This window comes from Acidovorax sp. sif1233 (assembly GCF_019218755.1).
GTDB lineage: Bacteria > Pseudomonadota > Gammaproteobacteria > Burkholderiales > Burkholderiaceae_C > Acidovorax.
On record NZ_JAHUWZ010000001.1, the window covers coordinates 585,073 to 609,942 of the forward strand.

The window sequence follows — 24,870 nt, forward strand, 5'->3', positions numbered from 1 at the left end:
GTGGCTATGAGCAAGGCTTTTACCAAAGAAACCGACGGTGGCGACGAAGATGAATTGGCGCTGCCTCCGCTGCCTGCGGGTGGCAAGAACTACATCACTCCCGCTGGCTATGCCCGCCTGCGGGATGAGCTGCTTGACCTGATCGACAACGAGCGTCCCAAGATCGTGGACGTCGTGCATTGGGCCGCCAGCAACGGCGATCGCTCCGAAAACGGCGACTACCTGTATGGCAAGAAGCGTTTGCGCGAAATCGACCGGCGCATCCGGTTCCTGACCCAGCGGCTGGAAATTGCTGAAGTGGTGGACCCCAGCCTTCACGCTGGAAGTGACCAGGTGTTTTTCGGGGCCACGGTGACCTATGTGGATGATGGGGCCGTGGAGCGCACCATCACCATCATGGGCATCGATGAGGCGGACAGCCACGAGTCGCAGGTGAGCTGGATTTCTCCGGTCGCCCGCGCATTGCTCAAGGCCCGTGTCGGTGATGAGGTGCAACTGCCCACGCCGGGCGGTGTCCGCAATCTGGAGGTGGTGGCGGTGAGATACCCGCCGCGAGCCGGGTAGCAGCCAACCGCGCAGCAACTCAGCCGAAGCCGAGTGGCTGGTGGGGCCTCCAGGCCAGCTGGATTTCCTACGCCTGTGGCGTGATCCTGGCGGCGCGAATGACTGCCTGGGTGCGGCGCAGGTTTTTCAGCGCCAGTTCCAGGTGTGCTTGGTCCCGCACGGCAACGATAAACCGCAGGTCGGTGGTGTCGAGCGCGGCCTCGTCATCCATGTCGACATGGGTGATATCCGCTTCTGAATTTGCCAGTTCCGCGGCCACGCGGGCCAGGACACCCTTGCCGTTGGTGACGGTGACCACGACCCCTGTTTCAAACATGCGGGTGGGCTCGTCGGACCAGTCCACCGCGATGAAGCGTTCGCTGTCCTTGTGCTGCAGGCGCTTGGCCACCGTGCAGTGCACGTTGTGGACGACCAGCCCTTCGCCCCGGCCGAGATAGCCGACGATGCTGTCGCCGGGCACGGGCCTGCAGCAGGTGGCGTATTGCACCGACGCGTTTTCGCTGCCGTCGAGCGTGACGGCCCCCTGAGACAGCGTTTCATGCGAGGTATAGCGCTCGCGGGTCATGAGCAGCGCGTCGGGGCGGTGGCCATGCTCGGACATCAGCACCATGAGCCGTTTTGCGACGATGCTGGCAATGCGCTTGCCAAGGCCCAGGTCCGTCATCAGTTCGCTGCGGGTGCGGTTGCCGGTGAAGCGCAGCAGCTTCTCCCACATCGGCTGGGTTTCCGCGTCCAGCGGTGGCAGTTGTTCAAGGCCTTCGGCGCGGATGGCCTGTGTCAGCAGCTTTTCCCCCAGCCCTTCCGATTCGGTCTGCGCCAGGGTTTTCAGATAGTGGCGGATCTTGGAGCGCGCCCGGCCGGTGCGCACAAAGCCCAGCCAGGCCGGATTGGGGGTGGAGACGGGCGCGGTGATGATTTCCACCACGTCGCCGTTCTTGAGCTCGGTGCGCAGCGGCACCTGCTCGTTGTTGATCTTGGCGGCGGTGGTGCGGTCGCCCACGTTGCTGTGGATGGCGTAGGCAAAGTCCACCACCGTCGCGCCGCGGGGCAGGGCCATGATCTGGCTCTTGGGGGTGAACACGTACACGGCGTCGGGGAACAGGTCCACCTTCACGTGGTCCCAGAACTCGGCGGCATCGCGGGTTTCGTTCTGGATGTCGAGCAGCGATTGCAGCCATTTGGTGCCCAGGCGTTCGGCAGACGTGCCGTCGCCATCCTGTGCCTTGTACAGCCAATGCGCCGCCACGCCGGCCTCGGCGATCACGTGCATTTCGTCCGTGCGCATCTGGAACTCGATGTTCACGCCCGAAGGGCCGACAAGGGTGGTGTGCAGCGACTGGTAGCCGTTGAGCTTGGCGATCGCGATATGGTCCTTGAACTTGCCGGGCACGGGCTTGTACATCTGGTGCAGCACGCCCAATGCGGTGTAGCAGTCCGTTACCGTGGGCACGATCACCCGGAAGCCGTAGATGTCCGTGACCTGGGCAAAGCTCAGGTGCTTGAGGTCCATCTTCTGGTAGATGGCGTACAAGGTCTTTTCCCGGCCGGCCAGGCGAACCTTCATGCCGATTTTCGAGAAGGCGGTATCCACCTCGGCCTGCACCTTCTGCACCAGGTCGCGCCGGCGGTTGCGCGATTTGTTGACGGCCTTGGACAGCGTGGCATACCGCCACGGATGCAGATGCCGGAATGCCAGGTCCTGCAATTCACGGTAGGTCTGGTTGAGCCCCAGGCGGTGGGCGATGGGGGCGTAGATCTCCAGCGTTTCGGATGAGATGCGGCCCCATTTGCTGCGCGGCATGTCGGACAGCGTGCGCATGTTGTGGGTGCGGTCCGCCAGCTTGATCAGGATGACCCGCACGTCGCGCGCCATCGCCAGCAGCATCTTGCGGAAGGACTCCGCCTGGTTTTCCTCGCGGGTGTTGAACTGCAGCTTGTCGAGCTTGGTCAGGCCGTCCACCAGCTCGGCCACGGGGGCCCCAAAGCGGTCGATCAGGTCGGCCTTGGTGACGCCGCAATCTTCCATGGCATCGTGGAGCAGGGCCGCCATCAGCGCCTGTGCATCGAGCTTCCAGGTGGCGCACTGGGCCGCCACGGCGATGGGGTGGGTGATGTAGGGCTCGCCGCTGTTGCGCAACTGGCCCAGATGGGCCTCGTCCGCGAACCGGTAGGCCTGGCGCACCTGCTCGATGCTGCCGGCGTCCAGGTAGTCCAGGCTGTCCGTCAGCGCGGCAAAGCTGGCCGCAGCGGCATTGGCGGCCGCTGCGGCTGCCGAAAGGGTGCCCGCCGTTGGCGATTCGCCAAACCGGGGCTGCGTTGCAGAAGGTGAGTTGAGCACCGCGTTCATGCCTTAAATGTAGCGCGGGAGCGCATCAGACGACTTCTGGGCAAAAAAAAGCACCGCTGCCGCGGTGCTCTTTAGGGACTTCGCCCGGGAAAAGGCTCAACCAGGAACCTTCTTGAGCATTTCCAGGCCAACCTTGCCTTCGGCGATTTCGCGCAAGGCAGTCACGGCGGGCTTGTTGCGGCTTTCGATGCGGGGGGCGTGGCCTTGGCTCAGCATGCGGGCACGGTACGTGGCGGCCAACACGAGCTGGAAGCGGTTGGGGATCTTTTCCAGACAGTCTTCTACGGTGATGCGTGCCATCGGTTTACTCCGGATTCAGGTGATATTGAGCGACTGGAAGGTGTCAGCACGGGCGCGGCGCTGGGCGGCGTACTTGAGTCGCTGGGCGTGAACTACGGCTTTCAGGTCGAAAAGCGCGCGCTCAAACAACTCATTGATTATAACGAAGTCGAATTTGCTGACTTGCGCCATCTCGATGGCCGCGTTCTTGAGGCGGACTTCGATGACATCGGGAGAGTCTTCGCCCCGCCGTTCCAGGCGCGAGCGCAGTTCTTCCCAGCTGGGAGGCAGGATGAACACCAGGATGGCGTTGGCAAATGCCTGCTTGATCTGCAGGGCGCCCTGGAAATCGATCTCCAGGATCACGTCCGAGCCCTGGGCAATCCGCTCCTCGATGGCTTTCTTGGAGGTGCCGTAGCGGTTGCCGTGCACATGCGCCCACTCCACGAAGGCATTGCCCTCCACCATGGCGTCGAATTCAGACTGCGAGGCGAAGTAATAGTCGCGGCCGTGTTTTTCCTGGCCGCGTGGCGCGCGGGTGGTGTGGGAGATGGACAGGTGGACGTGGGAGTCCAGCTCCAGCAGGGCCTTGACGAGGCTGGATTTGCCAGCCCCGCTGGGGGCTGCAACTACGATGAGATTTCCGGGGTAGTCCATAGTTGATGTGCGCTGCGCGCTATCAAAAAATGAGTATTACTCGATATTTTGCACTTGCTCGCGCATCTGCTCGATCAGCACTTTCATGTCCACGCTGATGCGTGTGAGGTCAAGCGCGGCAGACTTGGAGCCCAGCGTATTGGCCTCGCGGTGCAGTTCCTGGATCAGGAAGTCCAGCCGCTTGCCCACTTCGCCGCCCTTCTTGAGCAGGCGTTCGATTTCGTCCAGGTGGGAGTCCAGCCGGGTGATTTCCTCGGCCACGTCGATACGGATGGCAAAGGCGGTGGCTTCTGTCAGGGCGCGGTCGCGGGCGGCCTCGGGCAGGGTGGCGCCATCGGTCAGGGCCATGGCCTCCTTCCAGCGCTCCATGAAGCGCAGCCGCTGCTGCTCGACCAACAGGGGCACCATGGGGACGGCCTGTTCCGCCAGGGCGCGCAGCTGCTTGACCCTGTCCAGAAGCATGGTGGCCAGCCGCTTGCCCTCCCGCTCGCGGGCGGCCATGAGCGCGGTCAGCGCTTCTTCCGCGAGGGCGGGCACGGCTTCGCTCCAGTCCTCGGAGCCCGACGGGGCGTTGGCGCACAGGCGCAGGGCATCGGCCACCGTGAGGGGGGCGGCGGTGGGCAGCCATGCCTTGACGGAGTCCTGCAGCGAGTTGAGCCGCTGCAGCAGCCGCGCGGGCGGATCCTGCAGGGTGTTGCTTTCCTCGTTCTCCAGGGCGGCCCGGACCTCGACCTTGCCGCGCTTGAGCCGGGCGGTCAGCAGGCTGCGCAGCGCGGGCTCCATGGCGCGCAGCTCATCGGGCAGGCGGAACGACAGGTCCAGGAAGCGGCTGTTGACCGACCGGATTTCCAGCCCCAGCCTGCGCGATTGGGACGCGCGGGCCTCGGTTTCTGCGCCAGTGGCGGACGCGCCGTGCTGTGCGCTGGCGTATCCGGTCATGCTGTAAACTGGCATTGGACTTTTTGATGGTTGCTTGCGATCCGGCGATTATCCGGGTTCCGCTCTACCCCCGAGTCATCTTCGCAAAATATGTCAAAAATCAAGCCGGCTCCCTTGCCGCCCGACACCGCCATTGGTGGATACCGCGTGGTTCGCAGGGTGTCCTCCGGGGGCTTTGGCGTGGTCTACCTCGCCACGGACAGCGAAGGACAGCAGGTCGCCATCAAGGAATACCTTCCGTCGTCCCTGGCGACGCGCGCGCCTGGCGAGTTGCTGCCCAAGGTGCCGTCGGAGAAGCTCTCGCTCTACCGCCTGGGGCTCAAGAGCTTTTTTGAAGAAGGGCGCTCGCTGGCCCAGATCTCGCACGCCTCCGTGGTGAGCGTGCTCAATTTCTTTCGCGAGAACGAAACCGTCTACATGGTGATGAACTACCTGGAGGGCGCGACCCTGCAGGACTTCATCATCACCGCGCGTGACCTCAAGACGCAGAAGGTGTTCCGCGAGTCGACCATCCGCTCTCTGTTCGACGAGGTGCTGCGCGGCCTGCGCATCGTGCACCAGCACAAGATGCTGCACCTCGACATCAAGCCGGCCAACATTTTCATCACCGACGACAACAAGGCCGTGATGATCGACTTCGGCGCCGCGCGCGAGGTGCTGTCCAAGGAGGGCAACTTCATCCGCCCCATGTACACGCCCGGCTTTGCCGCGCCCGAGATGTACCGGCGCGACTCGTCCATGGGCCCGTGGACCGACATCTATGCCATCGGTGCCTGCATCTACGCCTGCATGCAGGGCTTTCCACCCAACGAGGCGCCCCAGCGCATCGAAAAAGACCGCCTGTCGCTGGCGCTGACCAAGCTGCGCGGCGTGTACTCCGACAACCTCATCGAGGTGGTGGAGTGGTGCATGGCGCTGGACCCGCTGTCGCGCCCGCAGTCGGTGTTCGCGCTGCAAAAGGAGCTCAGCCGCGAGGGCGAGCGCCGCTACACCAAGCTCACGGTGGCCGAGAAGATGCGCCTGCAGCTGGACACCCTGGTGTCCGACACCAAGAAGAACGTGCAAAAGGTGGGTGAAGCCACCGGTATCGGAGCCAAACCCAAATGAAAACGACCCACGCGAAGCGGGTTGGGGCGGGGCGCCTGTTCATTAACGATGCCGTGGTGCATCCTTGTTTGCGTGGGTCACTATGAAGTTCTCGGTTTTCCAGATCAGCCGCCGTGGCGGCCGCGAGAAGAACGAAGACCGCATGGGCTATTGCTACACGCGCGAATCGGGCCTGTTCGTGCTGGCCGACGGCATGGGCGGCCACCCCGAAGGTGAAGTGGCCGCGCAGATCGCGCTGCAGACCATCTCGGCGCTGTTCCAGCGCCAGGCCAAGCCCCAGCTCAAGGACGTGCAGGAATTTCTTTCGGGCGCACTGCTGGCCGCGCACCACCAGATCCTGCGCTATGCCACCGACAAGGGCATGCTCGACACGCCCCGCACCACGCTGGTGGCGGCCGTGCTGCAGGCTGGCACGGCCACCTGGATCCACTGCGGCGATTCGCGCCTGTACATGGTGCGCGACGGCGACCTGCTCACCCGCACGCGCGACCATTCGTACATGGAGCTGCGCAATTCGCCCCCGCCGGGGCTCGAGCGCATCAACCGCAATGTGCTGTTCACCTGCCTGGGCTCGCCGACCAAACCCATCTACGACATCACGGGCCCGGTGTATCTGGAGCAGGGCGACCGCATCCTGCTGTGCTCGGACGGCCTGTGGGGCACGCTCAGCGACGAGGAAATCGCCAAGCAGCTCGCCCGCAATGCGGTGTCGCACGCGGTGCCCGAGCTGGTGGAGGATGCCCTGCGCAAGGCGGGCGACAGCAGCGACAACGTCACGGTGGTGGCGATGGAATGGGAAACCCCCGACGCGTTCGAGTCCACCCAGGGCGTCTCGACAGACAGCATCAGCGACGACGTGTTTGCGTCCACCATCCAGGCGGGCCCGCTCGACGGGCTGGTGGATGACCTGGACGACGCGGCCATTGAGCGGTCCATCGCCGAAATCAACGAAGCCATACGCCGCTCTGCCGCCCGCAAGGCGTGAGTTCCCGGCCGGCCAGGCGCCGATGGATCTGGCGGCCTGAGTTTTTGGGGCGCGGGAGTGTGTCCCTGCACGCAGGTCCTTCACTCATCCGCCTTGTGTTTTTTTACGAGCCACCCACACCATGACACCCTTTGTCCGTACCGGCGGCCGCGCCGCCGACCAGTTGCGCACCGTGCGCATCACCCGCCACTACACCATGCATGCCGAGGGCTCGGTGCTCATCGAATTTGGCAACACCAAGGTGCTGTGCACCGCGTCGGTGGAGGAGCGGGTGCCGCCCCACAAGCGGGGCAGCGGAGAGGGCTGGGTGACGGCCGAGTACGGCATGCTGCCGCGCGCCACCCACACCCGCAACGACCGCGAGGCCGCGCGGGGCAAGCAAAATGGCCGCACGCAGGAGATCCAGCGTCTCATCGGCCGCTCGCTGCGCGCCGTGTTCGACCTGAAGCTGCTGGGAGAGCGCACTCTCCAGCTCGACTGCGACGTGATCCAGGCCGACGGCGGCACGCGCACCGCGGCCATCACCGGCGCCTGGGTGGCGGCGCAGGACGCGGTCAACCAGCTGCTTGCCAGCGGCAAGATCGCCCAGTCGCCGCTGGTGCAGCCCGTGGCCGCCATTTCGGTGGGCATGGTTCAGGGCACGCCGCTGCTCGACCTGGAGTACGTCGAAGACGTGGACTGCGACACCGACATGAACATCGTGATGACCGGCGCTGGCCATTTCGTGGAAGTGCAGGGCACGGCCGAGGGCGCGGCCTTTACCCGCGCGGAGATGGACCAGCTGCTGGCGCTGGCGGAAAAGGGCATTGCAGAGCTGGTGCAGCTGCAGCAGCGGTCGCTTCTGGAAACCCCATGACAGGAATACTCATTTATTGATAGCTGCTAGCGCTTGATGGATAAGCGCCAGAGGCCATTTTGACCTATGAAAATTGTCCTTGCATCCAACAACCGCGGCAAGCTGGCGGAGCTGCAGGCCATGTTCGAGCCGCTGGGCGTGGAACTGGTGCGCCAGGCCGACCTCGGCGTGGGCGAGGCCGAAGAGCCTTTTCGCACCTTTGTCGAGAACGCCCTGGCCAAGGCCCGCTTCGCCTCGGCACACACGGGCCTGCCTGCATTGGCGGACGACGCCGGCATGTGTGTGGACGCCTTTGGCGGCCTGCCGGGCGTCGATACCGCCTACTACTGCACCCAGTTCGGCTACGAGAAGAGTGACGACAACAATGTGCGGGCCCTGCTGGAGCAACTGCAGGGCGTGGCCAACCGCCGCGCGGCGATGGTCAGCTCCCTGGTCGCCGTGCGCAGCCCGCAGGACCCGGAGCCGCTGATTGCGGTGGGCCGCGTGGTGGGCGAGATCACCACGGCCCCCCGGGGGAGCAACGGTTTTGGCTTCGACCCCGTGATGTTCATCCCTGAATTCGGCAAGACCTTCGCCGAGTTGCCCGTGGAGGTGAAGAACGCCCACAGCCACCGGGGCCGTTCTGCCGCGCAGATGCTGGCGCTGATGCGCGAGCGCTGGCTGGCATGAAGTTCCCCCTGAGTCGCCTCGCGCCTTCCCCCCAAAGGGGGACACCGCCAGCGCACGCAAGTGAAACGCAGCTGCGCCGCCTGGGAGGCCCTTGCGCGGCGGTCGTCCGCGCGACAGCTCCCGCTGCAGGCGGGTACTGCGGCGCGAGCGCTATGAACCTTTGAGGCTTGCAATGGCTATTCCCATCATTCCTGCTGCTGCTGATGCGCCCGCCGTGGTGCGCGACATCCAGCACTACATGCGGCCCGGCCTGCTGCAATTGCCAAGCCTGCCTCCACTGTCCTTGTATGTGCACCTGCCCTGGTGCCTGAAGAAATGCCCGTACTGCGACTTCAACTCGCATGAGTACCGCGAGGCCGCCGGTGATCCGGGAGGGGGCGGTTTGCCCGAGCAACGCTACATCGACGCGTTGATGGCCGACCTGGAGGCGGCGCTGCCGCTGATCTGGGGCCGCACGGTGCACAGCATCTTCATCGGCGGGGGCACGCCCAGCCTGTTCTCGCCCGCAGCCATTGACCGGCTGATCGGCGACATCCGCGCCCGCCTGCGGCTGGAGGCCGATTGCGAGATCACCCTCGAGGCCAACCCCGGCACCTTCGAAAAAGACCGCTTCCGAGCGTTCCGTGCAGCGGGCGTCACGCGCCTGTCGGTGGGGGTGCAGAGTTTCAACGACCGGCACCTCCAGGCCCTGGGCCGGGTGCATGACCGCGCCCAGGCCCTGGCGGCGGTGGGGGAGGCTGCCCAGGCCTTCGACACGTTCAACCTCGACATCATGTACGCGCTGCCGGGGCAAACGCTGGAAGAGCTGGAGCAGGACATGCAGACGGCGCTGGCCCTGAAACCGCCGCACATCTCCATCTACCACCTGACCATCGAGCCCAACACCTACTTCGCGAAGTTTCCGCCGGCCGTGCCCGAGGATGACCAGGCCTATGCGATGCTGGACCGCATCACGGAGATGACCGGGCAGGCGGGCCTGGGGCGCTATGAAATCTCGGCCTACGCCCGGGCGGGGCACCAATGTTTTCACAACACCAACTACTGGCAGTTCGGCGACTATCTGGGCATTGGCGCGGGCGCGCACAGCAAGCTGAGCTTTGCGCACCGCGTGGTGCGCCAGGTGCGCTTTCGCGATCCGGGCCGCTATATGGACAACGCCCTGGCCGGCCGCGCCGTGGCCCAGGATGACGAGGTGCGCCGCGCCGACCTGCCGTTCGAATTCATGCTCAATGCCTTGCGGCTGCGCGAGGGCTTTGCGCTGCAGGACTTCATGGCCCGCACCGGCCTGCCCGTCACCGCCATCGCCAAAGGCCTGGAGGCGGCCGAGCGCAAGGGCTTGATCGAACGCGACATGGCCCGCGTGCGCCCGACGGAGCGGGGCTTTGATTTCCTGAGCGACCTGCAGGAACTCTTTCTGGCCGACTGAAGGATCGCGGGCGCCCGCCGCGTGCCCGGTGTCGCGGGCCGGATCAGCCGCAGCGCACGGCGATGATGCGCCCGTTGGCATCCACCTCCAGGTTCAGGCGCTGCGCATCAAACTCCTTGGTGATCATCTGCCCCGGCCGCAGGATGCGGGCCAGTTGCGCGCCCGATCGGGCGCGTGCGGACTCCATGACCGAGGAGGTGCTGTTCTGCCCCACCGCGAACTGCGCGGGCTGGGCGTTGCACACCGCTGCTGGAGGCGCCGCCGGTGGAGGCGTGGCGCTGCCGGACCCGCTGGAGGAGGACGGGGCGGGTGTCTGGCCATAACCGGAGCAGCCCGTCATGGCGGCGGCCAAGGTCACGCTGCCCACAAGGGCAAGAGAAGCTTTCAACATGTGGATCCTTCGGGTATCGAATCCGCTCACCATACTAGAACCCTCCGCCGGGCGGCGTGTCCGCGCGTAACAACCCGGCCTGCGGGTTTGCACCGGCCCGGTAGCCCCTGCCCGCGGCGGCGCGGACCGCACGCGATGTTGTCCTACAGCTGGCACAAGACGGGCGTTTTAGGATGCGTGCGTCGATACCCTCTCGACATCCCTCCCGCTTGCACAAGCAAGTGTTCAGCCCGCGCACTGCGGGCTTTTTTTTGCGTGCTGGCCGGGGGCGCTGAGGGCCTGCGAACCAACGGAGCCGGTCCGGACAGCAGCCGCGAGGGCTTGGTTCCGAGTCAGCGGCCGCGGGGCTTCACCCCTGCCCGCCGCCTGCCGTGCGGCCACGTGCGCAGCCAGAAGTTGGCCGACTTCTCACGGCGTGTTACAAACGTCCGCTCACAGGGGGAATCAATGAAAATCGTCCAATGCGCGGCCATGGCGCTGGTGTTTGCTTGCGGCCATTCACACGCTGCGTACACGCTGAATTTTGTCCAGAGCGGCCCAGATGTCGTCGCCACGGGAAGCGGCAGCATCAACACCTCGGGTGCGACTTTTGCCGGGAACACCATTTCACCGGCGGTGATCATCCCCAATCTTGGAATGGCTCTGGTCGGAACGCCGCCGTCGAGCATCTATGCGATCACCACGCTGGGGCCTGCGGACTATGGGTCGGGCGCAGGCATCCTGTCCTCCAGTACCACCGGCGACGCGGCGGGCATCACGTCGGGGGCGTGGATTGGAGTGCCCGTCGGCTATGTTTCCGGCGCCCCCTTGGCGCCCTCCACAACGACCTGGGCGGGAACCACGATGGCGGCCCTCGGCCTCACCCCGGGCTCCTATACCTGGACCTGGGGGGCTGGGCCCACCGCAGATTCCTTCACCATTGTGGTGGCTTCGACAGCCAGCATTCCCACGCTCAGTGAATGGGCCATGCTCCTCATGTCTGGCCTGCTGGCCGCCGGTGCCCTCGTGGGGCTGCGGCGCCGGCAACGCTGAGCCAGGCTGTTGCACAGCGCAGAGCCCACTCCGGTGGGCTTTTTTTGCGCCCTGCTGCGTGGTGCGAAGGTGCAGGGATGATGGCGTCAAGGACATCGCGGTTCGCACGAGCACCTCGGCCATTGCGCGCGGCCAGTCCATTTATTCATCCATCCATCCATCGCAAAGATAAAGGCGAGGATGTAGGACCGCGCCCATAGACGGATGCCGCGCGGTGGCGCAAGCTGGGGGCGGCATCGATGACCGCTGGGGCTGGGTCTCTTCGCTGCAAGCTCAGCAACCCTGCAACCAAGGTCAGACATGAACATCCACATCACCATTGCACAGAAGGTGCCGCAAGAGGCTTTTGAACGTGTGCTGGACGTAATGCGTTGCCTTCAGCAGACCGACGCCAACTTCGACGGCGTTGCCATCGCGGTCACCCGGGGCCCGGTCGAGGAGTTCGTGGTCACCGACACTGTCGACAGCTTGCGCGAGAACCTCCTCCGGCTCGTGGTGGAAGACGCGCTGAAAGGTGGCTTTGTGAATGCGCCGCGCAGCGCGCAGGGTGCCAGGCATGCGATGAATGATTGAACCTTGAGGCGCACTGACCGGCTTCGCCAAGGACTCCATGAGCAGCACCATCACGGTTGCGAATTCGATTTCGGACAGCGACTATGCACGGGTTGAGATCCTGGCGCGCCACCTGCAATCCACCACGGGCGACGCGAACTTCAATGGGCGCGCCATCTGGGTGCAGCGCGGCCTCGTCACGGGGGTCACGGACACCAGCGACGACTTGCGCGCAGCACTCTTGATGCTGCTGGTGGACGGCGTGCTGGGCTTCGCCCCGCCGGTTTCCGGGGGGTGATGGATGCCGGGTCGTTGATGGATACCGTTCAGGATGACCGAAGGTGCGCCACCACGGTGCTTGCCATGGCCAGCTTTAGAGAGTTCCGCTTGTGCGGAAAGGCCTGTCGGATGCCCTTCATTGTGATCGGCCACGCGAAGACAAAGAGGTCTCCACTGCGGGGGGCCATTCTTGCGTTTTGGCGGAGACTGTGGTTTTCGAACCAACCACTTTTAGGGATTTCTAGAGCGGTGCGTGTTTGTGCGCTTGCCTGAGGGGACTCTTCTGGTTGCGTATACCGCGACCATGCGGATCGTGTGTCGCAAATAGCACCGCTGATAGACTTTCCGCTATCGGCCAGAAGCTGCCACTCACGAACCTACCTCCTCACTTTTTGGTCGGAGCAAAAAGGCCCCCATGTCATATCTACTAAGACCGCAGGAAATGGCTTCGGTTTCCGGATTGCCTGCTGAGGAGCGGCTGCGACATTTCATCAAGCGAATTGCAGATTGGGAGGAGGTTTGGAGCCTGCGGAACCAAGACGGCTGGGTCCTGAGCAGTACGAATGGAGCAGACGAGATTGCCCCCGTTTGGCCCCATCCCGATTACGCCGGTGCTTGTGCTACGGGACCGTGGGTAGACTGTGAGCCCGCTTCAATAACCCTTGAGGCCTTTCAGCAGCGTTGGCTTCCCGGCATGTCGAAGGACCACAGGTCTGTGGCCGTTTTCTCAACACCCCATTCTGCGGGCATAGTGATGAGCGCAGAGACACTGAGCCAAGCTATTCAAGCCGAGCTGGACGAAAACTACTCCTGACGGCCAGGAGCGGAAATTCACGATTTGTCGAATACCTCAATAGCCGAGCGAGTGCTGGAAATTGCGGACAAGTACGCTACTGGCTTAGCTCCCGCGAGCGCAATTGCCGCAAGTCTTGAGCTACATCTTTCGGCGCTTGAAGGCGTCCCCAAAGACTTGCAGGACAGGCTTCATGCGTTGTCTATTTTGGTTATCGCAGAAGATGTTTCGCCACAAGAAGCGGAGGAGCTCGGAATGCTACCTTGCAGCAATTCACTATCTGAGCTTCGGAGGATTCTTCGCCAACTTTGAGCGAGAAACAGATGAGCATCCCTGTCTGCTTTGGGCCCGAAGCCGACGCTGAGCGCAACTCTCCAATCCGGTCATTTTTTCTGCTTACGGCCCCATACTTGATGCCGTACTCCGCAACTGCGCGGTTCACAGGGGACGGGGAAGTCCCTTTCATTCGTTAAACCCTTTTGTCATGCATCCATTCGAAGGTTTCCTCGAACACACTCACCGGGACGAAGGCAAAATTCTGGTGCGTTTCGTTGTTGGGGGATTTGACCCGTCTCCGACATCGCCGCCAGTTTTACTTCTGCAGGTTGATGATCCGCACAACGCTGATGCTGTTTATGCCGAACTCTGCAGAGTGATGAAAGATGATTCAGGTGCCCATGTATCCGTGATTTCAGGCACCGAGGCTCACATCGTGACCGACCATGGAGCCGAGATTGCGCTATCTGGAAAAGCTGTGACCCAAACGCCGGGGCAGTACGAGGCACGGGACTTCGAGCGACTTGCCAAGCAGAATTACGAATGGGGTCAGTCACAGTACAAGGCTTCGAAAGAACTGTTCGAACGATTGATGACCTTGCAGAACCTGCTTCGAGATCAGAGTTCACGGGTAATGATGAAAATTCAGGGCCATGCTCCAGGATCAACGGCACACACGCTGTATGAACAACACCTCGCCTTCATCTCTCGCGCTCTCAGTGAGTCAAGGGCTTAACATGCCAATCGACTCGGACCCACAACTGCAGGAAGGCGGCTTCGCCGCGAGAGATGTGGTCCGGTCATCTCTACGTTTAGTGTCCGCTTTTATCTGCCGCCACAGACCGCTCCTGGCCGAATTCTGCTATTTGCAATCGCCCATCATCATTTACGAGCGCATGCGTGCCCATCCAGTAGTCCTTCGAGACGGAACAAATGCTTCCATCTATCAAGCCGAGTCTGGTGACTGGGCTTGCCCTGTCTGCGGCAGCGTTGAATTGAAGCAGGCGCCGTACTTTGGCGATGGTGCTGCGTCATTCGAGATGTGCAGCTGTGGCTTCGAGTTTGGGTTTGATGATGACCCTGGAGCGTCTGCGACTGCTTTGAGTGCGGTCCAAGAGAACTGGGCTCGGTGGCGAACTCGGTTTCTCTCCCGTTTTCGTTCGCAATCTGGGGCCCTGGCCGAGGTGGCTGGCCGGTTACGAGCGATTGGCGTTCACGATGAGGGCGGAAAGACGCTTTAGCTCTTTGGTCAAGCAAACTCGCGCAAACTTAGTTGGCTGGCCCGCTAGACGCGAACCTTGAGCGTCCGCTTTCGCTAGCCGCGACCGGCTGCTTCTGGCCGTTTCCTGTCTGTGCAATGAGATACGCACGTCGCTATCTTAAGCTGCTGTGCTCAGGTTTCGTGATTCTGTAAATTGCACGTTTGACACTGGAAGTGTGCACGCCAAAGTGATCCGCTAGGGCCTGCATTGTGTAGTTGCCTGAGAGGTACATGCGAACCAGTTTGGCTTCGGTCTTTTCGGGCATAGAGCGGGCTCTTCCAAATGTCTGCCCCCTTGCTTTGGCGGCCTCAAATCCAGCGGCGCAGCGCTCACGAATCATGGCCCGTTCGAACTCCGCGAAGGCGCCCAGCATGTGGCAGAACATGCGGCCCGCTGGGCTGCTGGTATCGATGGATTCCGTGAGGCTGCGGAACGTGACGCCAGCTTGCTCCAGGGACTCCAGCAGCCGGAGAAGATCACGCAGGCTGCGAGACAGGCGGTCGAGCTTGTAAACGACAAGAACATCACCGGGACGCAGGCGAGCAAGGAGGCTTTGCAGCTCAGGGCGTTGCGCGACGCCGCTGCGCTTTTCCTGCACAACGTGTTTGATTCCTGCGCGCTTGAAGGCCGCGAGCTGTACGGCGGTGTTCTGCTCGGTGGTGGAAACGCGCGCGTAGCCGTAGGAGGTCAACGGTCTACGTACTGGCCTTCAAAGCGCTTTCGAGCAACCATGTGTTCGTTGGCGCACGGGGTGGTGCCGGGGTCGATCTTGCAGTTGGGAGAAGGCTGGTAGAACTTGGCCCAGGCAGCATCTTTGCGCTGCTGGCGCTCGGTTTCCAGCCGCTGCGCGAGGGCCTTGGCAGATCGGAGTTGATCCGCCTCAAGCTGCGCTGCATCGAGAGCTTCGGCCTCGGCTTGGCGACGACGGGCGTCTTGCTTTTCGATGCGGTCCGCCTGGGCTTTGACTTCCTCTTGCACCTTGCGTATCGCCATTTCAGCCCGGTATGCAAGGATGGCTTCGTACGTGAAGGCGGCTGCAAGCCCGCCGATGAATACACCGATTGCAATCTTGATGATGTCCAGCAGAAACGACCCTTCGTCCTCTGTCTGGTACGAGCGCCTGTGCATGTTGTCCCTCCTGTAAAACAGTGTATCGCTGGTCTAGATAGGGCACGGGTTGCATAACCGGCTGACATGGGGTTTTTCACCCCATACCCCGACCCCACCACTGCGGCACAAGGCCTCCGTTCCCGGGGCCCCGGTTTGTCTCTCAGAACGATGTGGCGCGACGTCAGCCGCCTTGACTGCCGCTGTTGTGCGGGTGGGCGTTGAACGCAGGGTTTCTGATGCCCAGCGCCTGGGGTATGTCGGCCTGGGTGATCTGGCCAGGCTGCTGTAACTGCGGGGTCGGCATGGGCACCGTGCGCACCTGCTGCGGTGGTGGCTCTGCGGGGCGCCCCCGGGCCTGCATAGGCTGCATCTGCGGGCCCTGAATGGCGTGTTGGCCCTGTTGCTGGTTCTGCTGCTGCCAGTCCACAAAGAAACCCTGCGCCACGATCTGCAGGCACACGGGGCCGCTGACCTGCAGAAGCGTGGCCTGCTGTGAGTAGCACTTGCAGGTTTTGCCCATCGTGATGCACGCCGCAGGGTATGGGGCCACGGTGGGCTTTGTCACCTCGTCATAGGCCGGGGCCGTGTGCGGGAAGTCTTTGAGGCGCGGTGAGCGTTCCTTGATGTACTGATCGGGGGTGAGCTTTGCCGCTACCTGCTGCGGCATCGCATTGGCCTGCGCCTGGGCCTCGCTGGCGGTTTTCGCCTGCACCTTCGCCTCGGTCTTTGCCAGCAGCTTGGACGATGCAAACCAGATCAGCAGCGGGATGAGCAACACGCAGGCCAGGAACACCCAGAGCTTCGCGGGCAGCTTCTTTTTGCCGGTGTGCAGGCTGGCGCTTTTGTACCAGCCGTAGACCTCCTTCGGAAAGGCTTGCATGGTCACTGTGCCGGTCTTGCCGCTGCCGTCCTTCTCACAATTGGGATTGACGGCGGACCACTCCAGCATGCTGACCATATCGACGCCAAAGGAGCGCTTCAGGTGCCGGTGCCATCCAGGCGGGCCGACGAGCCTGCGCACGAAGCTATCGAGGTTCTGGGGATGCTGGGTGACCAGATAGAAATCAAAGCCGCGCCTGCGGTGCTCTGCCAGCATCTTGATGGGGTCCGGCACTGCGGCCCCTGCCGGGCGGTTTGGCAGATCATTGTGCGCCTCATCGATCAGAAAGATCGTGCCATCCGGCTCTGCCTGCCAATCCTTGAAGTCGATTTTTTTCCAGCCCGCAAGCTCCCCGCCTTCGACGGATTCGAAGCGCCCGTTGTGACACACGGGGCGGTTTTCCTTGAGCTGGCGTTCGCGTACCCACTTGAGGGTGTTCAGGGTCTTTCCCGCGCCGTTGGCGCCGCTGATGATGTGCAGCATGGGCTATACCTTGAGCGCCCAGCGCTTGAACGTATCGGACGTGAGGCCATCGAGCAGCATGCGTGCCGCCATGGCGCTGGTCACGATGCTGATTGCTACCCCTACCTTCATGGCCGCAAGCATCGAGAACACCTCAGGGGGCAGGGATGAGAACTGCTGAATGGCTTGATTCTTGAGCTCATCCAGCGCGGCATTCACGCCGGTATAGGTGATGACGCACATGCCCAAGGCGATCAACACACGGCCGACCAGCGAGCCGACGAGATTCAATAGCATGCCGCCGATGGCAGCGATGAATACAGGCATGGCTTACCCCCTCACAAGAATACGAGCGGCCAGCAGCAGCGACACCGCGACCATGATGTTTCCAATGACCGCGATGCTTGGACAGATCTTGCTGAAAGGCAGGGTCATAGACTGGCCCATCACAACGACGCTCAGGTCCTGAATGCACTGGCCTCCACCGCCCAATGCATCGCTCATGTTGATGCGGCCCGTCATGGTCTCGGACTTGTTACCGGGAAGGTCTTTTGTCTGCACGCCTTCCTTGCCCTTTTCCTTGCCATAAAGCTCAGACTCCGCGCTTTTGTCGTCAAACAGCTTGCAGGCCCTGCTGTGCTGCTCCTTCGCTATGGCGCACTGGATGGCATCGCCCTCGCATGAGAACCCCGCGACACACGAGCCAGCAAAGCCGCTCTCTCCGTCACCGTCGCCCTCCCCGTTGCCATTGCCATTGCCGCCCCCATCGGGCGGTACACCGGCATTCCAAACGCACACTTCATTCACCAAGTGCGTACCCACGGGGCAGGTGCCACCTTCGGGCGGCTTGGGGTTGATCACGCACCAGTTCCCCTCACGGTGGAAGCCCGGGCCACAGTCGCCGTTCTCGTTTGGCTTTTCCGGGATGGGCTTGCCGGGCGGCGAGGGCGAGACGCAGCTGGTGCCTACCTTGGAGGTTCCAGGGGGACACGTGCCGTTGCTGTTTGGAGGCTGCGGCGGCGGGGTGGGCGCATAGCAGTTACCGTTGCTGTAGCGCTGGGTTCCAGGCGGACAATTGCCATTGCTGTCCGGGGGGACCGGAGGCGGCGGCGGAGGGGGCGGATTGTTAGGGTCCGGTGGCTTGGGACCGCCACCAGGGTTGGTGCCAGGATCAGTACCAGGACCCGTGCCGGGACCTTCGCCCGGACCCTCGCCAGGTCCTTCACCGGGGCCAGTGCCGGGACCATCGCCGCCACCCGTGCCACCCTGGCACTGACCGCCCGTGTATGTGCCGCGCCCATAGTAAAGCGTCCTGCCGTTGTAGCTGACGTCCATGTTGTTGACCACCTTGATCATGCAGTACTGGACCGGGCCGTCATAGCTCACGCCCTGATCCTCACATGTGTACTCGGTGGCCGCCGAGGACATTTCCCAACCCTCCCCGGCGCTGGTGCCTGCCTTCGGGCATTTGTCTTTCACGCACTTGCCGTTGATGCGTGTGTATCCAGGGTCGCAGGGAGGTTCTTTAACGCACACGCCGTTAACGCGGACCTCATCGGGCTTGCAGTTGTCGGGGACGCAGGCGCCGCCTTCCTCATGCATACCTTCCCCGCACGGGTTGTCGCGCTTGCACGCGCCATCGGTGCCACGGGTCCAACCCGCCGCGCAAGCGGGCAGGCATTGATTCTGGAACTCGTCAAACCCAGCGTTGCACGTGCATTGCCCTCCCCCCAGCGTGCTGCCAGAGGGGCAGGTAGATGCCGCATACCGACTCACAAGGCCCTTAAATCCCGTGGTGCCGGACTGATAGCAGTACGCCTGATCATTGCTGAAAGAGCCAACAGATGTACCGCCTAGCGACTGACATGCAGCAAGCGCGGTCGGAAACCCATTCTGGCCGTTAGATGCGCTGTAGCTATGGCCGGGCGTGGGACTGAAAGCAGCCCCAACCGGCGGCGAGACTGCAGCAGCAATCAACAAGACCGCCAGGGCGAGCACGCTAGAGATCAAGCGGTAAAGATCAGCCATGCGGCCCCCAGGATTGCGACGATGACGAAGAGGCCCATTTGCTTTGCACCTTGAAGAAGCCCACCGCGTGGACTTTTGCAAGGCCCCTGCCGGCCGGTCAGGGAGCACATGCGAGGGGCGCTTAGGAGATAGCGCGGCGCACCCACTTGAAGGCGGCAATCGCCACCACGACCAGCAGCACGGCGGCGCCGATCAGGCCGATGGGCGCGATGGTGTCGCCGATCTCGGAGACGACGCCGGTCACATCGATGGCGGCGTGCGCGTTGTTGGCGAGGGCCAGGGCACCGACTGCGGCAGCAGTGGCGAAGCGGCGGGTTTGTGCATTGAAGCGGTTCATTTTTCAGTCCTCTTGGGTTGATGAATTTCCATCGGATCGAATGGTCTGGATGAGGGCCCGGAAGGCCCACCCCACAGACCACACCAGCAGGATGGCGCTGCTGATTTGTGCCGCTTCAGCCGGGCTCAGATCGAGCACGGGAAGCGTGATTTCGTGCACCACGGTGACCGTGCAGGCCGAGGCGCATTGAATGGTTTGTTCAGGCATGACCGGAAGCGCGGGCACGTGCCTGGGCGATGCGTTGACGGCGCATGGCGCGGGCGTGCAGGCGTGCGGCCAGGACACCGAGGGAGCCGGTAACGAGGGTCCACAGGGCAGCGCCTACGAAGCCACTGCAGATGCCCAGGATGGCGAGTTGCCGGGCCACGTGAGGGAGGTCGATTTCAGGCATGAAGGGACTTTCCGTAGAGATCGTCAAGGTCCACGACAGCAGGCCGGTGAAACGGCTCTGCGTGGTCTTCGATCAGCTGGACGCAGGTTTCCACGTCATCCAGCGTTGCAGCCTCGGACAGCAACATGACCCATTCGGGCTGTCCGTCCTCAACGTTGGGCGCGAGAAAGCAGCCCGTGGTGCGCGACTGGATGACGAGGCGCATGGTCAGGCTGCGGCTTTGGCCGTGGCTGCGGGGCGGATGCCCAGGAGCGTGAGCTTGGTGGAGTTGTCAGCACCGGCGACCACGTCGAATTCGCAATCGCACATCACGCCGGTGATGGGCCATTTGGCCTTGAGGTGGGCCCACTTCTGGAACTCCGACGAGTCGCCGAACTTGAACGGGCGGGTGACAACGCCGATGCTTTCGCCGCTGGAGCTTTGACCCATGTCCACCGAGAGGTGGAACGTGGTGGAGTCGAAAGCGCGGCCCTCGTAGTCGCCCTTGCTGGACTTGATACCGTGCAACACGGCTTGGCTTTGCATACGCATTTGGGTTTCCTTTTTGGCCTGGGTTATGCGGCGAACGCAGCGGGGCCAACGCTGGTGCCAGAGACTTTTTTGAACATCGCTTGATAGACGCGCTCGACCTCCTGACGCTTGAACTTCGACAGGCGGCCAGGAAGCTCGGCACAGTTCTCGATAAAGCCCGCCAGGGTTTCTCGGTCCATGTAGAGGAAGGCCAGGGCGGCGGATTTGCCAGCGGTGGAGAAGAACCAACGTGCGTTGCGCGTGCACTCGGCCATCAGCGTTTCGAGCGGTAGCCGCGGCTCTGTTTTGATGGGTTCTGCCTGGGCCACTTCGCCGTGCTCGGCCAGCAGCAGCGCGTGCCATTCGCTGGTGCCTGCAAAGAAGTTGGCGGGCCTGCGCAGCAGATCGACAGGGAGCAAGCGCTTTTGGTTGCCGTAGCGCACTTCAATGCGCTGCCAGCCGGTGGCGTCCTGTTCGCCGTACAGCTGCACACCCTTGTCATAGACGTTGGTCTGCTTGCCTGCGGCCTTGCTGCCGAAGTAGAAGGAGCGGCCGACCCCACCAGCGCGCCATGCACCCACGCAGCTGTGCTTAGGCCGGTGGCCGAGGTGGTCCATCAAACCCGCGTCATAGTCGGCGCCGATGCGGTCCATGCCGCCTGAGATGCCCTCGAAAAAATCAAGTGCGAGATCGCAGCGCGTGACCACTGCGCGGTGCTCTTCCAGATAGTCGGCCATCTGGTAGTGCCAGCCAGGACGGGCAAAGGTGCAGGCCGCGCCGTAGAGGTTGCAGTGCAGGGTTTTGGCCTGGGCGGACTGTCGCGGGCTGTCGCCGCTGGACAGGCATCCGACCCAGCCGCATTCGGAGCCTGCGCGCATGATCGACCAGCGGTAGCGGTAGAAGTCGTGGCCCTTCTTCAGCTCAGGGTCCACGGTGAAGCCATCGCCCAACAGTTCGCACACGTTCTCTGCAAGCTCCAGGGCCTGGGTGGTGGCTGCGAAGTCGGGATCATCCAGGCCACGGAGGATGCGGGCCAAATCGTGGCGTCGACGGTCTTCTTCGCTGATGGTGTGGGCGGATTTTTCCCAATCGGCGGTGTCATCGCGTGGGGGAAACAGGGTGTCCACCGTAGGGATGGGAGCGAACCGAAGATTGAGCGTGAAACGCAGCCAATCGATGTGAACGGGCGAACCCGTCACGGTGCGCTCTTCGTGCAAACGAAGCAGGACTTCGTTTCCATCAAGGACGAGGGGGGTGGCGATGGTCACGCTCTGCCCCCTTCGAAGTTGTCCCCGTGATTACCATCGGGGACAGCTGTTGCTGACGCTACGCACCCCCCAAAATTGATAGCAGAAGAATCAGCAACAACAGCCGACGCGGCCGCGCCCGCGCTTCGCTTGCCGGTCGCGGCCGCGTCGTCTTGCTTGGGTAGTGCATCGAGGAAGGCGAGGACGTGCTGCCATTGGTGAGGGGCGCGACCAATGAACATGGGCACCATGCCTGCGCCGGATTGACGGTTGAAGATGGGCCTATCGGTCATGCGAAACTTCCTCCTGCAACGGAGGGAGTACCAATGAAAAATTTATTCGTTTTGCTGGCAGTGCTGGCCCTGCTGCTGGTCGTCGTGGCAGTGATGACAGGGGCGAACAAGAAGCGCGGAGGCAAAGGCGAAAAGCCCAAACAAAAAGCACTGATGACCGAACGTGAGCAAGCCATGTACAACCGGCTTGTGCAGGCTTTACCTGAGCTTGTCGTGCTGGCGCAAGTGAGCTTCAGTGCGCTACTGACAGCACGGTCATATGCGGCGCGCAACACGTTCGATCGCAAGGTTGCGGACTTCGTGGTTTGCGACAAGGCATTCCGCGTTTTGGCTGTGGTGGAGCTGGACGACAGCAGCCATCGAGGGCGGGAGAAGGAAGACGGAGCCCGCGATGTGCTGCTAGTGAATGCGGGGTATCGGGTGCTGCGATATCCGCGAGTGCCGGACATTGACCGCGTCAGAGACGACTTCGAATCACCAGCGGTTCCGACCATGCCCGCCGAATTGATGGACATGCGCGCCGAGCGATAGCAGCGCAGCAGGGTGCACACCCCCTGCCATGCTGAGACAGGAGCCGCCAAGCTGATGCCTCGGCGTTGATTGGCAGGGGATGTGCAAACGGTCGTATACAAGGCGGCTCCTGTTGGCTAACAGGGCGTTAGGCTAACTACCTGTTATGAACGCGGGCAACGAAAAATGCTAAAACCCTGTTATTCCAAACGGGTACTTAGCATGAACACGACTATGGATTTGTGGGCAAAAGCCCTCGAAAAGCAGCACCCTGCGCAATGGGCGCGACAATTCAATGTGACGCCTGAAGCGTTCTATGTTGCGAGAAGCAAAGGCCGGTTAAGCCCTGTCATGGCTGGCAATGTTGCTATCGAATTAGGAGAAAATCCAGAGCACTGGATTGCTATCGCGGCTCTCGAGGCTGAGAAGGACAGCGAGCTACTTGCACGGCTGAAAAGCCGCGTCAAGGCATGGCGGAGACTGTGAGATTCGAACTCACGGACGGTTGCCCGTCGGCAGTTTTCAAGACTGCTGGTTTAAACCGCTCACCCAAGTCTCCGGGAGGGAAGGCGCGAATTCTAGCCCACGGCGGGCGCGGGTTTTTGCAGCATGCCGCGCGTCTCGATGAACTTCACCACATCGGCCACGCCTGCCAATGTCTTGAGGTTGGTCATCACGAAGGGCTTGAGGCCCTGGGCGTTGGTGCGCATGCGGGTGGTGTCGGCGTGCATGACGTCCAGGTTGGCGCCCACGTGGGGGGCCAGGTCGGTCTTGTTGATGATGAACAGGTCGCTCTTGGTGATGCCAGGGCCGCCCTTGCGGGGGATTTTTTCGCCGGCGGCGACGTCGATGACGTAGATGGTGAGGTCGCTCAGCTCGGGACTGAAGGTGGCGGCGAGGTTGTCGCCGCCGCTTTCCACGAACACGATGTCGGCATTGGGGAATTCGCCCAGCATGCGGTCGATGGCTTCGAGGTTGATGGAGCAGTCTTCGCGGATGGCGGTGTGGGGGCAGCCTCCGGTCTCCACGCCCAGGATGCGCTCGGGTGGCAGCGCGCCGCTCACCGTGAGCAGGCGCTGGTCTTCCTTGGTGTAGATGTCGTTGGTGATGGCGATGAGGTCGTAGTCGTCGCGCATGGCCTTGCACAGCATTTCCAGCAGCGTGGTCTTGCCGGAGCCTACCGGGCCGCCGATGCCCACGCGCAGGGGGGGCAGTTGCTTGGTACGGTTCGGGATGTGGTGCAGGGTGCTGGTGGTCATGATCGGAAGAGGCGGGAGTATTGGGTTTCGTGCTGGGAACTCAGGATGGCCAGCATGGGAGAAAAGGCCTGGCGCTCGCAGTCCATCAGGCCGATGGCGTGGTCGGCGGCGGGGGGGATGGCATCGGCCAGGCGCGCCAGGATGCGCTGGCCGGCGCTTTGGCCCAGTTGCATGGACTTGAGCGCGGCCTGGACCATGTTTTCGGCCCAGCCAAAGGCGTAGGCCAGCAGCACGTCGCGCACGGGCGCCTGGGTGGTGGAGGCGGCCAGCGCGAATGCCACGGGGTAGGTCGGGGGCAGTGCGGCCAGGTGGCGGATTCTGGGCAGGGTCTCTTCATCGTCCTGGTGCTGGTTGCGCAGCCAGTCGGCCATCGACCGGCCCATCTGCTCGGTCTGCAGCCTCAGTTCGCTGGTTTCGCGGGTGTGCAGCACCCAGTCGTTGAGTTCACGCACATGCGCCCAGTCGGCGCGGCGCCAGGCGCCCACGGCCTTGGCGATCAGGGCCATGTCGCCGCGTGCCTGGGTGATGTGCAACTGGTCCAGCAGCCACTCGGCCACGGCGGCTTCGCTGGCGATGCCTGCGTTTTCAATCGCGCTTTCCAGCCCCTCGGAATACGAGAAACCGCCCACGGGCAGCGCGGGCGAGGCGAGCCAGATGAGCTGCAGCAGGCTGGCTGCCGGCAGGGAGGCGGGGCGTTCGAGGCGCATGGCGGGGAAGGGGGGGAAGGGGGGTACGCAGCCCGTCAGTGGCTGTGCCCGTGGCTTTCATGGTCATGGTCATGGCCGTGGTTGCAGCCGGGGCCGTGCACATGGCCCTGGGCGACGACCGGGATGGCCACGGGGCGGGCGCGGGCCGGGGCGGCGCCTTGTTCGTGTCCGTGCGCATGGCCGTGACCCTGGCCGGCATCGTGGGAATGCCCATGATCGTGCCCGTGGTCATGGTCATGGCCGCCGTGCCCTGCGGCATAGGCGCCGCCCTCGGGTTCAAACGGCAGGTCCTGCGCTTTAACGATCAAGTGCATGGCGCGCAGCATGTCGGCCAGCACGTGGTCAGGTTCGATCTTGAGGTGATCGGGCTGCAGCTCGATGGGCACATGGCGGTTGCCCAGGTGGTAGGCGGCGCGGGTCAGATCGAACGGGCTGCCATGGTTGGCGCAGTGTGTGATGACCAGCACGGGCTGCGGCGCCGCGATCACGCGGACCATGGAGCCGTCTTCGGCCACGAGCACATCGCCACCGCGCACCAGCGTGCCGCGCGGCAGGAAGATGCCCAGCTCGCGCCCGGCGGAGTCGGTGGCCGCGAAACGGCTTTTCTGGCGCACGTCCCAGTCCAGTTCGATGGTGGTGGCGCGCTTGACCAGAACGGGAGCAAGGCCTTTGCCTTGGGGGATGAGCTTGGAGGCTTGGATCATGGCGTTTCTTTTCTTTGT

The 24,870-nt window shown here is 63.1% G+C and carries 32 protein-coding genes and 1 tRNA gene; 13 read left to right on the forward strand and 20 right to left on the reverse strand.

Going from position 1 to position 24,870, the window contains the following annotated elements; all coding sequences use genetic code 11:
- Window positions 1-6: 6 nt before the first annotated feature.
- Window positions 7-564: a transcription elongation factor GreB gene (gene greB, locus KW843_RS02695; protein ID WP_218293538.1), complete on the forward strand. Its 558-nt coding sequence runs from the start codon at window positions 7-9 to the stop codon at window positions 562-564.
- Between the two features lie 67 nt (window positions 565-631).
- Here the strand turns inward: greB and KW843_RS02700 are convergent, their stop codons facing one another.
- The 4 genes from KW843_RS02700 to KW843_RS02715 form a co-directional block, all read right to left on the reverse strand.
- Window positions 632-2,911, reverse strand: a complete 2,280-nt coding sequence (locus KW843_RS02700; RefSeq protein WP_218293539.1) for a bifunctional (p)ppGpp synthetase/guanosine-3',5'-bis(diphosphate) 3'-pyrophosphohydrolase — start codon at window positions 2,909-2,911, stop codon at window positions 632-634.
- 96 nt (window positions 2,912-3,007) lie between these two features.
- A complete protein-coding gene (gene rpoZ, locus KW843_RS02705; protein ID WP_005794722.1) occupies window positions 3,008-3,211 on the reverse strand; it encodes a DNA-directed RNA polymerase subunit omega in 204 nt (67 codons plus the stop codon).
- 15 nt (window positions 3,212-3,226) lie between these two features.
- On the reverse strand, window positions 3,227-3,847 hold the full coding sequence (gene gmk / locus KW843_RS02710) for a guanylate kinase (protein ID WP_218293540.1): 621 nt from the start codon (window positions 3,845-3,847) through the stop codon (window positions 3,227-3,229).
- 36 nt (window positions 3,848-3,883) lie between these two features.
- A complete protein-coding gene (locus KW843_RS02715) occupies window positions 3,884-4,786 on the reverse strand; it encodes a YicC/YloC family endoribonuclease (protein ID WP_304505103.1) in 903 nt (300 codons plus the stop codon).
- Window positions 4,787-4,876: 90 nt separating this feature from the next.
- On the opposite strand from KW843_RS02715, the gene KW843_RS02720 reads away from it, so the two are divergent.
- The 5 genes from KW843_RS02720 (at window position 4,877) to hemW (ending at window position 9,829) form a co-directional block, all read left to right on the forward strand.
- Window positions 4,877-5,893, forward strand: a complete 1,017-nt coding sequence (locus KW843_RS02720) for a serine/threonine-protein kinase (RefSeq protein WP_218293542.1) — start codon at window positions 4,877-4,879, stop codon at window positions 5,891-5,893.
- An 82-nt stretch (window positions 5,894-5,975) separates the two neighbouring features.
- The gene (locus KW843_RS02725; protein WP_218293543.1) at window positions 5,976-6,878 is read left to right on the forward strand and encodes a PP2C family serine/threonine-protein phosphatase; all 903 of its coding nucleotides are present in this window, start codon (window positions 5,976-5,978) and stop codon (window positions 6,876-6,878) included.
- A 121-nt stretch (window positions 6,879-6,999) separates the two neighbouring features.
- A complete protein-coding gene (gene rph, locus KW843_RS02730; protein ID WP_218293544.1) occupies window positions 7,000-7,734 on the forward strand; it encodes a ribonuclease PH in 735 nt (244 codons plus the stop codon).
- Between the two features lie 66 nt (window positions 7,735-7,800).
- A complete protein-coding gene (rdgB, locus tag KW843_RS02735) occupies window positions 7,801-8,403 on the forward strand; it encodes an RdgB/HAM1 family non-canonical purine NTP pyrophosphatase (RefSeq protein ID WP_218293545.1) in 603 nt (200 codons plus the stop codon).
- 172 nt (window positions 8,404-8,575) lie between these two features.
- Window positions 8,576-9,829 carry a radical SAM family heme chaperone HemW gene (gene hemW, locus KW843_RS02740; protein ID WP_218293546.1) on the forward strand — a complete coding sequence of 418 codons (1,254 nt, stop codon included), beginning with the start codon at window positions 8,576-8,578 and terminating at the stop codon, window positions 9,827-9,829.
- Window positions 9,830-9,872: 43 nt separating this feature from the next.
- Here hemW and KW843_RS02745 read toward each other — a convergent pair whose 3' ends face one another.
- Window positions 9,873-10,220, reverse strand: coding sequence for an I78 family peptidase inhibitor (locus tag KW843_RS02745; protein ID WP_218293547.1), 348 nt, complete (start codon window positions 10,218-10,220; stop codon window positions 9,873-9,875).
- Between the two features lie 447 nt (window positions 10,221-10,667).
- Between KW843_RS02745 and KW843_RS02750 the strand changes: the two genes are divergently transcribed.
- The 5 genes from KW843_RS02750 to KW843_RS02770 all read left to right on the forward strand — a co-directional run bounded on the left by KW843_RS02750 (window position 10,668) and on the right by KW843_RS02770 (window position 13,888).
- Window positions 10,668-11,252: an IPTL-CTERM sorting domain-containing protein gene (locus tag KW843_RS02750; protein WP_255591736.1), complete on the forward strand. Its 585-nt coding sequence runs from the start codon at window positions 10,668-10,670 to the stop codon at window positions 11,250-11,252.
- Between the two features lie 300 nt (window positions 11,253-11,552).
- Entirely contained in the window at window positions 11,553-11,825 is a 273-nt protein-coding gene (locus KW843_RS02755; RefSeq protein ID WP_218293549.1) for a hypothetical protein, read from the forward strand.
- Window positions 11,826-11,862: 37 nt separating this feature from the next.
- Window positions 11,863-12,102: a hypothetical protein gene (locus tag KW843_RS02760; protein WP_218293550.1), complete on the forward strand. Its 240-nt coding sequence runs from the start codon at window positions 11,863-11,865 to the stop codon at window positions 12,100-12,102.
- A 423-nt stretch (window positions 12,103-12,525) separates the two neighbouring features.
- Window positions 12,526-12,897 (forward strand): DUF2750 domain-containing protein, encoded by a 372-nt coding sequence (locus KW843_RS02765; protein ID WP_218293551.1) that lies wholly within the window; start codon window positions 12,526-12,528, stop codon window positions 12,895-12,897.
- A 463-nt stretch (window positions 12,898-13,360) separates the two neighbouring features.
- Window positions 13,361-13,888 (forward strand): hypothetical protein, encoded by a 528-nt coding sequence (locus KW843_RS02770; RefSeq protein ID WP_218293552.1) that lies wholly within the window; start codon window positions 13,361-13,363, stop codon window positions 13,886-13,888.
- 638 nt (window positions 13,889-14,526) lie between these two features.
- Here the strand turns inward: KW843_RS02770 and KW843_RS02775 are convergent.
- The 11 genes from KW843_RS02775 to KW843_RS02825 form a co-directional block, all read right to left on the reverse strand.
- A complete protein-coding gene (locus KW843_RS02775; protein ID WP_218293553.1) occupies window positions 14,527-15,105 on the reverse strand; it encodes a recombinase family protein in 579 nt (192 codons plus the stop codon).
- Window positions 15,102-15,542 (reverse strand): hypothetical protein, encoded by a 441-nt coding sequence (locus tag KW843_RS02780; RefSeq protein ID WP_218293554.1) that lies wholly within the window; start codon window positions 15,540-15,542, stop codon window positions 15,102-15,104. Before KW843_RS02780 ends, KW843_RS02775 begins: the two co-directional genes overlap by 4 nt.
- Window positions 15,543-15,705: 163 nt before the next feature.
- Window positions 15,706-16,887, reverse strand: a complete 1,182-nt coding sequence (locus tag KW843_RS02785; protein WP_218293555.1) for a zonular occludens toxin domain-containing protein — start codon at window positions 16,885-16,887, stop codon at window positions 15,706-15,708.
- A 3-nt stretch (window positions 16,888-16,890) separates the two neighbouring features.
- Window positions 16,891-17,193 (reverse strand): DUF2523 domain-containing protein, encoded by a 303-nt coding sequence (locus KW843_RS02790; protein ID WP_218293556.1) that lies wholly within the window; start codon window positions 17,191-17,193, stop codon window positions 16,891-16,893.
- Window positions 17,194-17,196: 3 nt separating this feature from the next.
- Complete coding sequence (locus KW843_RS26960) at window positions 17,197-17,727, reverse strand: virulence factor TspB C-terminal domain-related protein (RefSeq protein ID WP_218293557.1); 531 nt, start codon at window positions 17,725-17,727, stop codon at window positions 17,197-17,199.
- Window positions 17,728-19,015: 1,288 nt separating this feature from the next.
- Window positions 19,016-19,231, reverse strand: a complete 216-nt coding sequence (locus KW843_RS02800) for a major capsid protein (RefSeq protein ID WP_218293558.1) — start codon at window positions 19,229-19,231, stop codon at window positions 19,016-19,018.
- Between the two features lie 3 nt (window positions 19,232-19,234).
- The gene (locus KW843_RS02805; RefSeq protein WP_218293559.1) at window positions 19,235-19,438 is read right to left on the reverse strand and encodes a hypothetical protein; all 204 of its coding nucleotides are present in this window, start codon (window positions 19,436-19,438) and stop codon (window positions 19,235-19,237) included.
- Window positions 19,431-19,622, reverse strand: a complete 192-nt coding sequence (locus KW843_RS02810) for a hypothetical protein (protein WP_218293560.1) — start codon at window positions 19,620-19,622, stop codon at window positions 19,431-19,433. The genes KW843_RS02805 and KW843_RS02810 overlap by 8 nt, the downstream gene beginning before the upstream one ends.
- Window positions 19,615-19,827: a hypothetical protein gene (locus KW843_RS02815; RefSeq protein WP_218293561.1), complete on the reverse strand. Its 213-nt coding sequence runs from the start codon at window positions 19,825-19,827 to the stop codon at window positions 19,615-19,617. Before KW843_RS02815 ends, KW843_RS02810 begins: the two co-directional genes overlap by 8 nt.
- A gap of 2 nt (window positions 19,828-19,829) precedes the next feature.
- On the reverse strand, window positions 19,830-20,153 hold the full coding sequence (locus tag KW843_RS02820) for a hypothetical protein (RefSeq protein ID WP_218293562.1): 324 nt from the start codon (window positions 20,151-20,153) through the stop codon (window positions 19,830-19,832).
- A 23-nt stretch (window positions 20,154-20,176) separates the two neighbouring features.
- Window positions 20,177-21,400 (reverse strand): replication initiation factor domain-containing protein, encoded by a 1,224-nt coding sequence (locus KW843_RS02825; RefSeq protein WP_218293563.1) that lies wholly within the window; start codon window positions 21,398-21,400, stop codon window positions 20,177-20,179.
- 305 nt (window positions 21,401-21,705) lie between these two features.
- Between KW843_RS02825 and KW843_RS02830 the strand changes: the two genes are divergently transcribed.
- Window positions 21,706-22,203: a DUF2726 domain-containing protein gene (locus KW843_RS02830; protein ID WP_218293564.1), complete on the forward strand. Its 498-nt coding sequence runs from the start codon at window positions 21,706-21,708 to the stop codon at window positions 22,201-22,203.
- Between the two features lie 201 nt (window positions 22,204-22,404).
- On the forward strand, window positions 22,405-22,668 hold the full coding sequence (locus KW843_RS02835; protein WP_218293565.1) for a hypothetical protein: 264 nt from the start codon (window positions 22,405-22,407) through the stop codon (window positions 22,666-22,668).
- On the opposite strand, the gene KW843_RS02840 is transcribed toward KW843_RS02835, so the two are convergent.
- The 4 genes from KW843_RS02840 to ureE form a co-directional block, all read right to left on the reverse strand.
- Window positions 22,654-22,741, reverse strand: a tRNA-Ser gene (locus tag KW843_RS02840). The genes KW843_RS02835 and KW843_RS02840 overlap by 15 nt on opposite strands.
- 19 nt (window positions 22,742-22,760) lie before the next feature.
- A complete protein-coding gene (ureG, locus tag KW843_RS02845; protein ID WP_218293566.1) occupies window positions 22,761-23,441 on the reverse strand; it encodes an urease accessory protein UreG in 681 nt (226 codons plus the stop codon).
- A complete protein-coding gene (locus KW843_RS02850; RefSeq protein WP_218293567.1) occupies window positions 23,438-24,148 on the reverse strand; it encodes an urease accessory protein UreF in 711 nt (236 codons plus the stop codon). The genes ureG and KW843_RS02850 overlap by 4 nt, the downstream gene beginning before the upstream one ends.
- A 35-nt stretch (window positions 24,149-24,183) precedes the next feature.
- Window positions 24,184-24,852, reverse strand: coding sequence for an urease accessory protein UreE (ureE, locus tag KW843_RS02855; RefSeq protein WP_218293568.1), 669 nt, complete (start codon window positions 24,850-24,852; stop codon window positions 24,184-24,186).
- Window positions 24,853-24,870 lie beyond the last annotated feature (18 nt).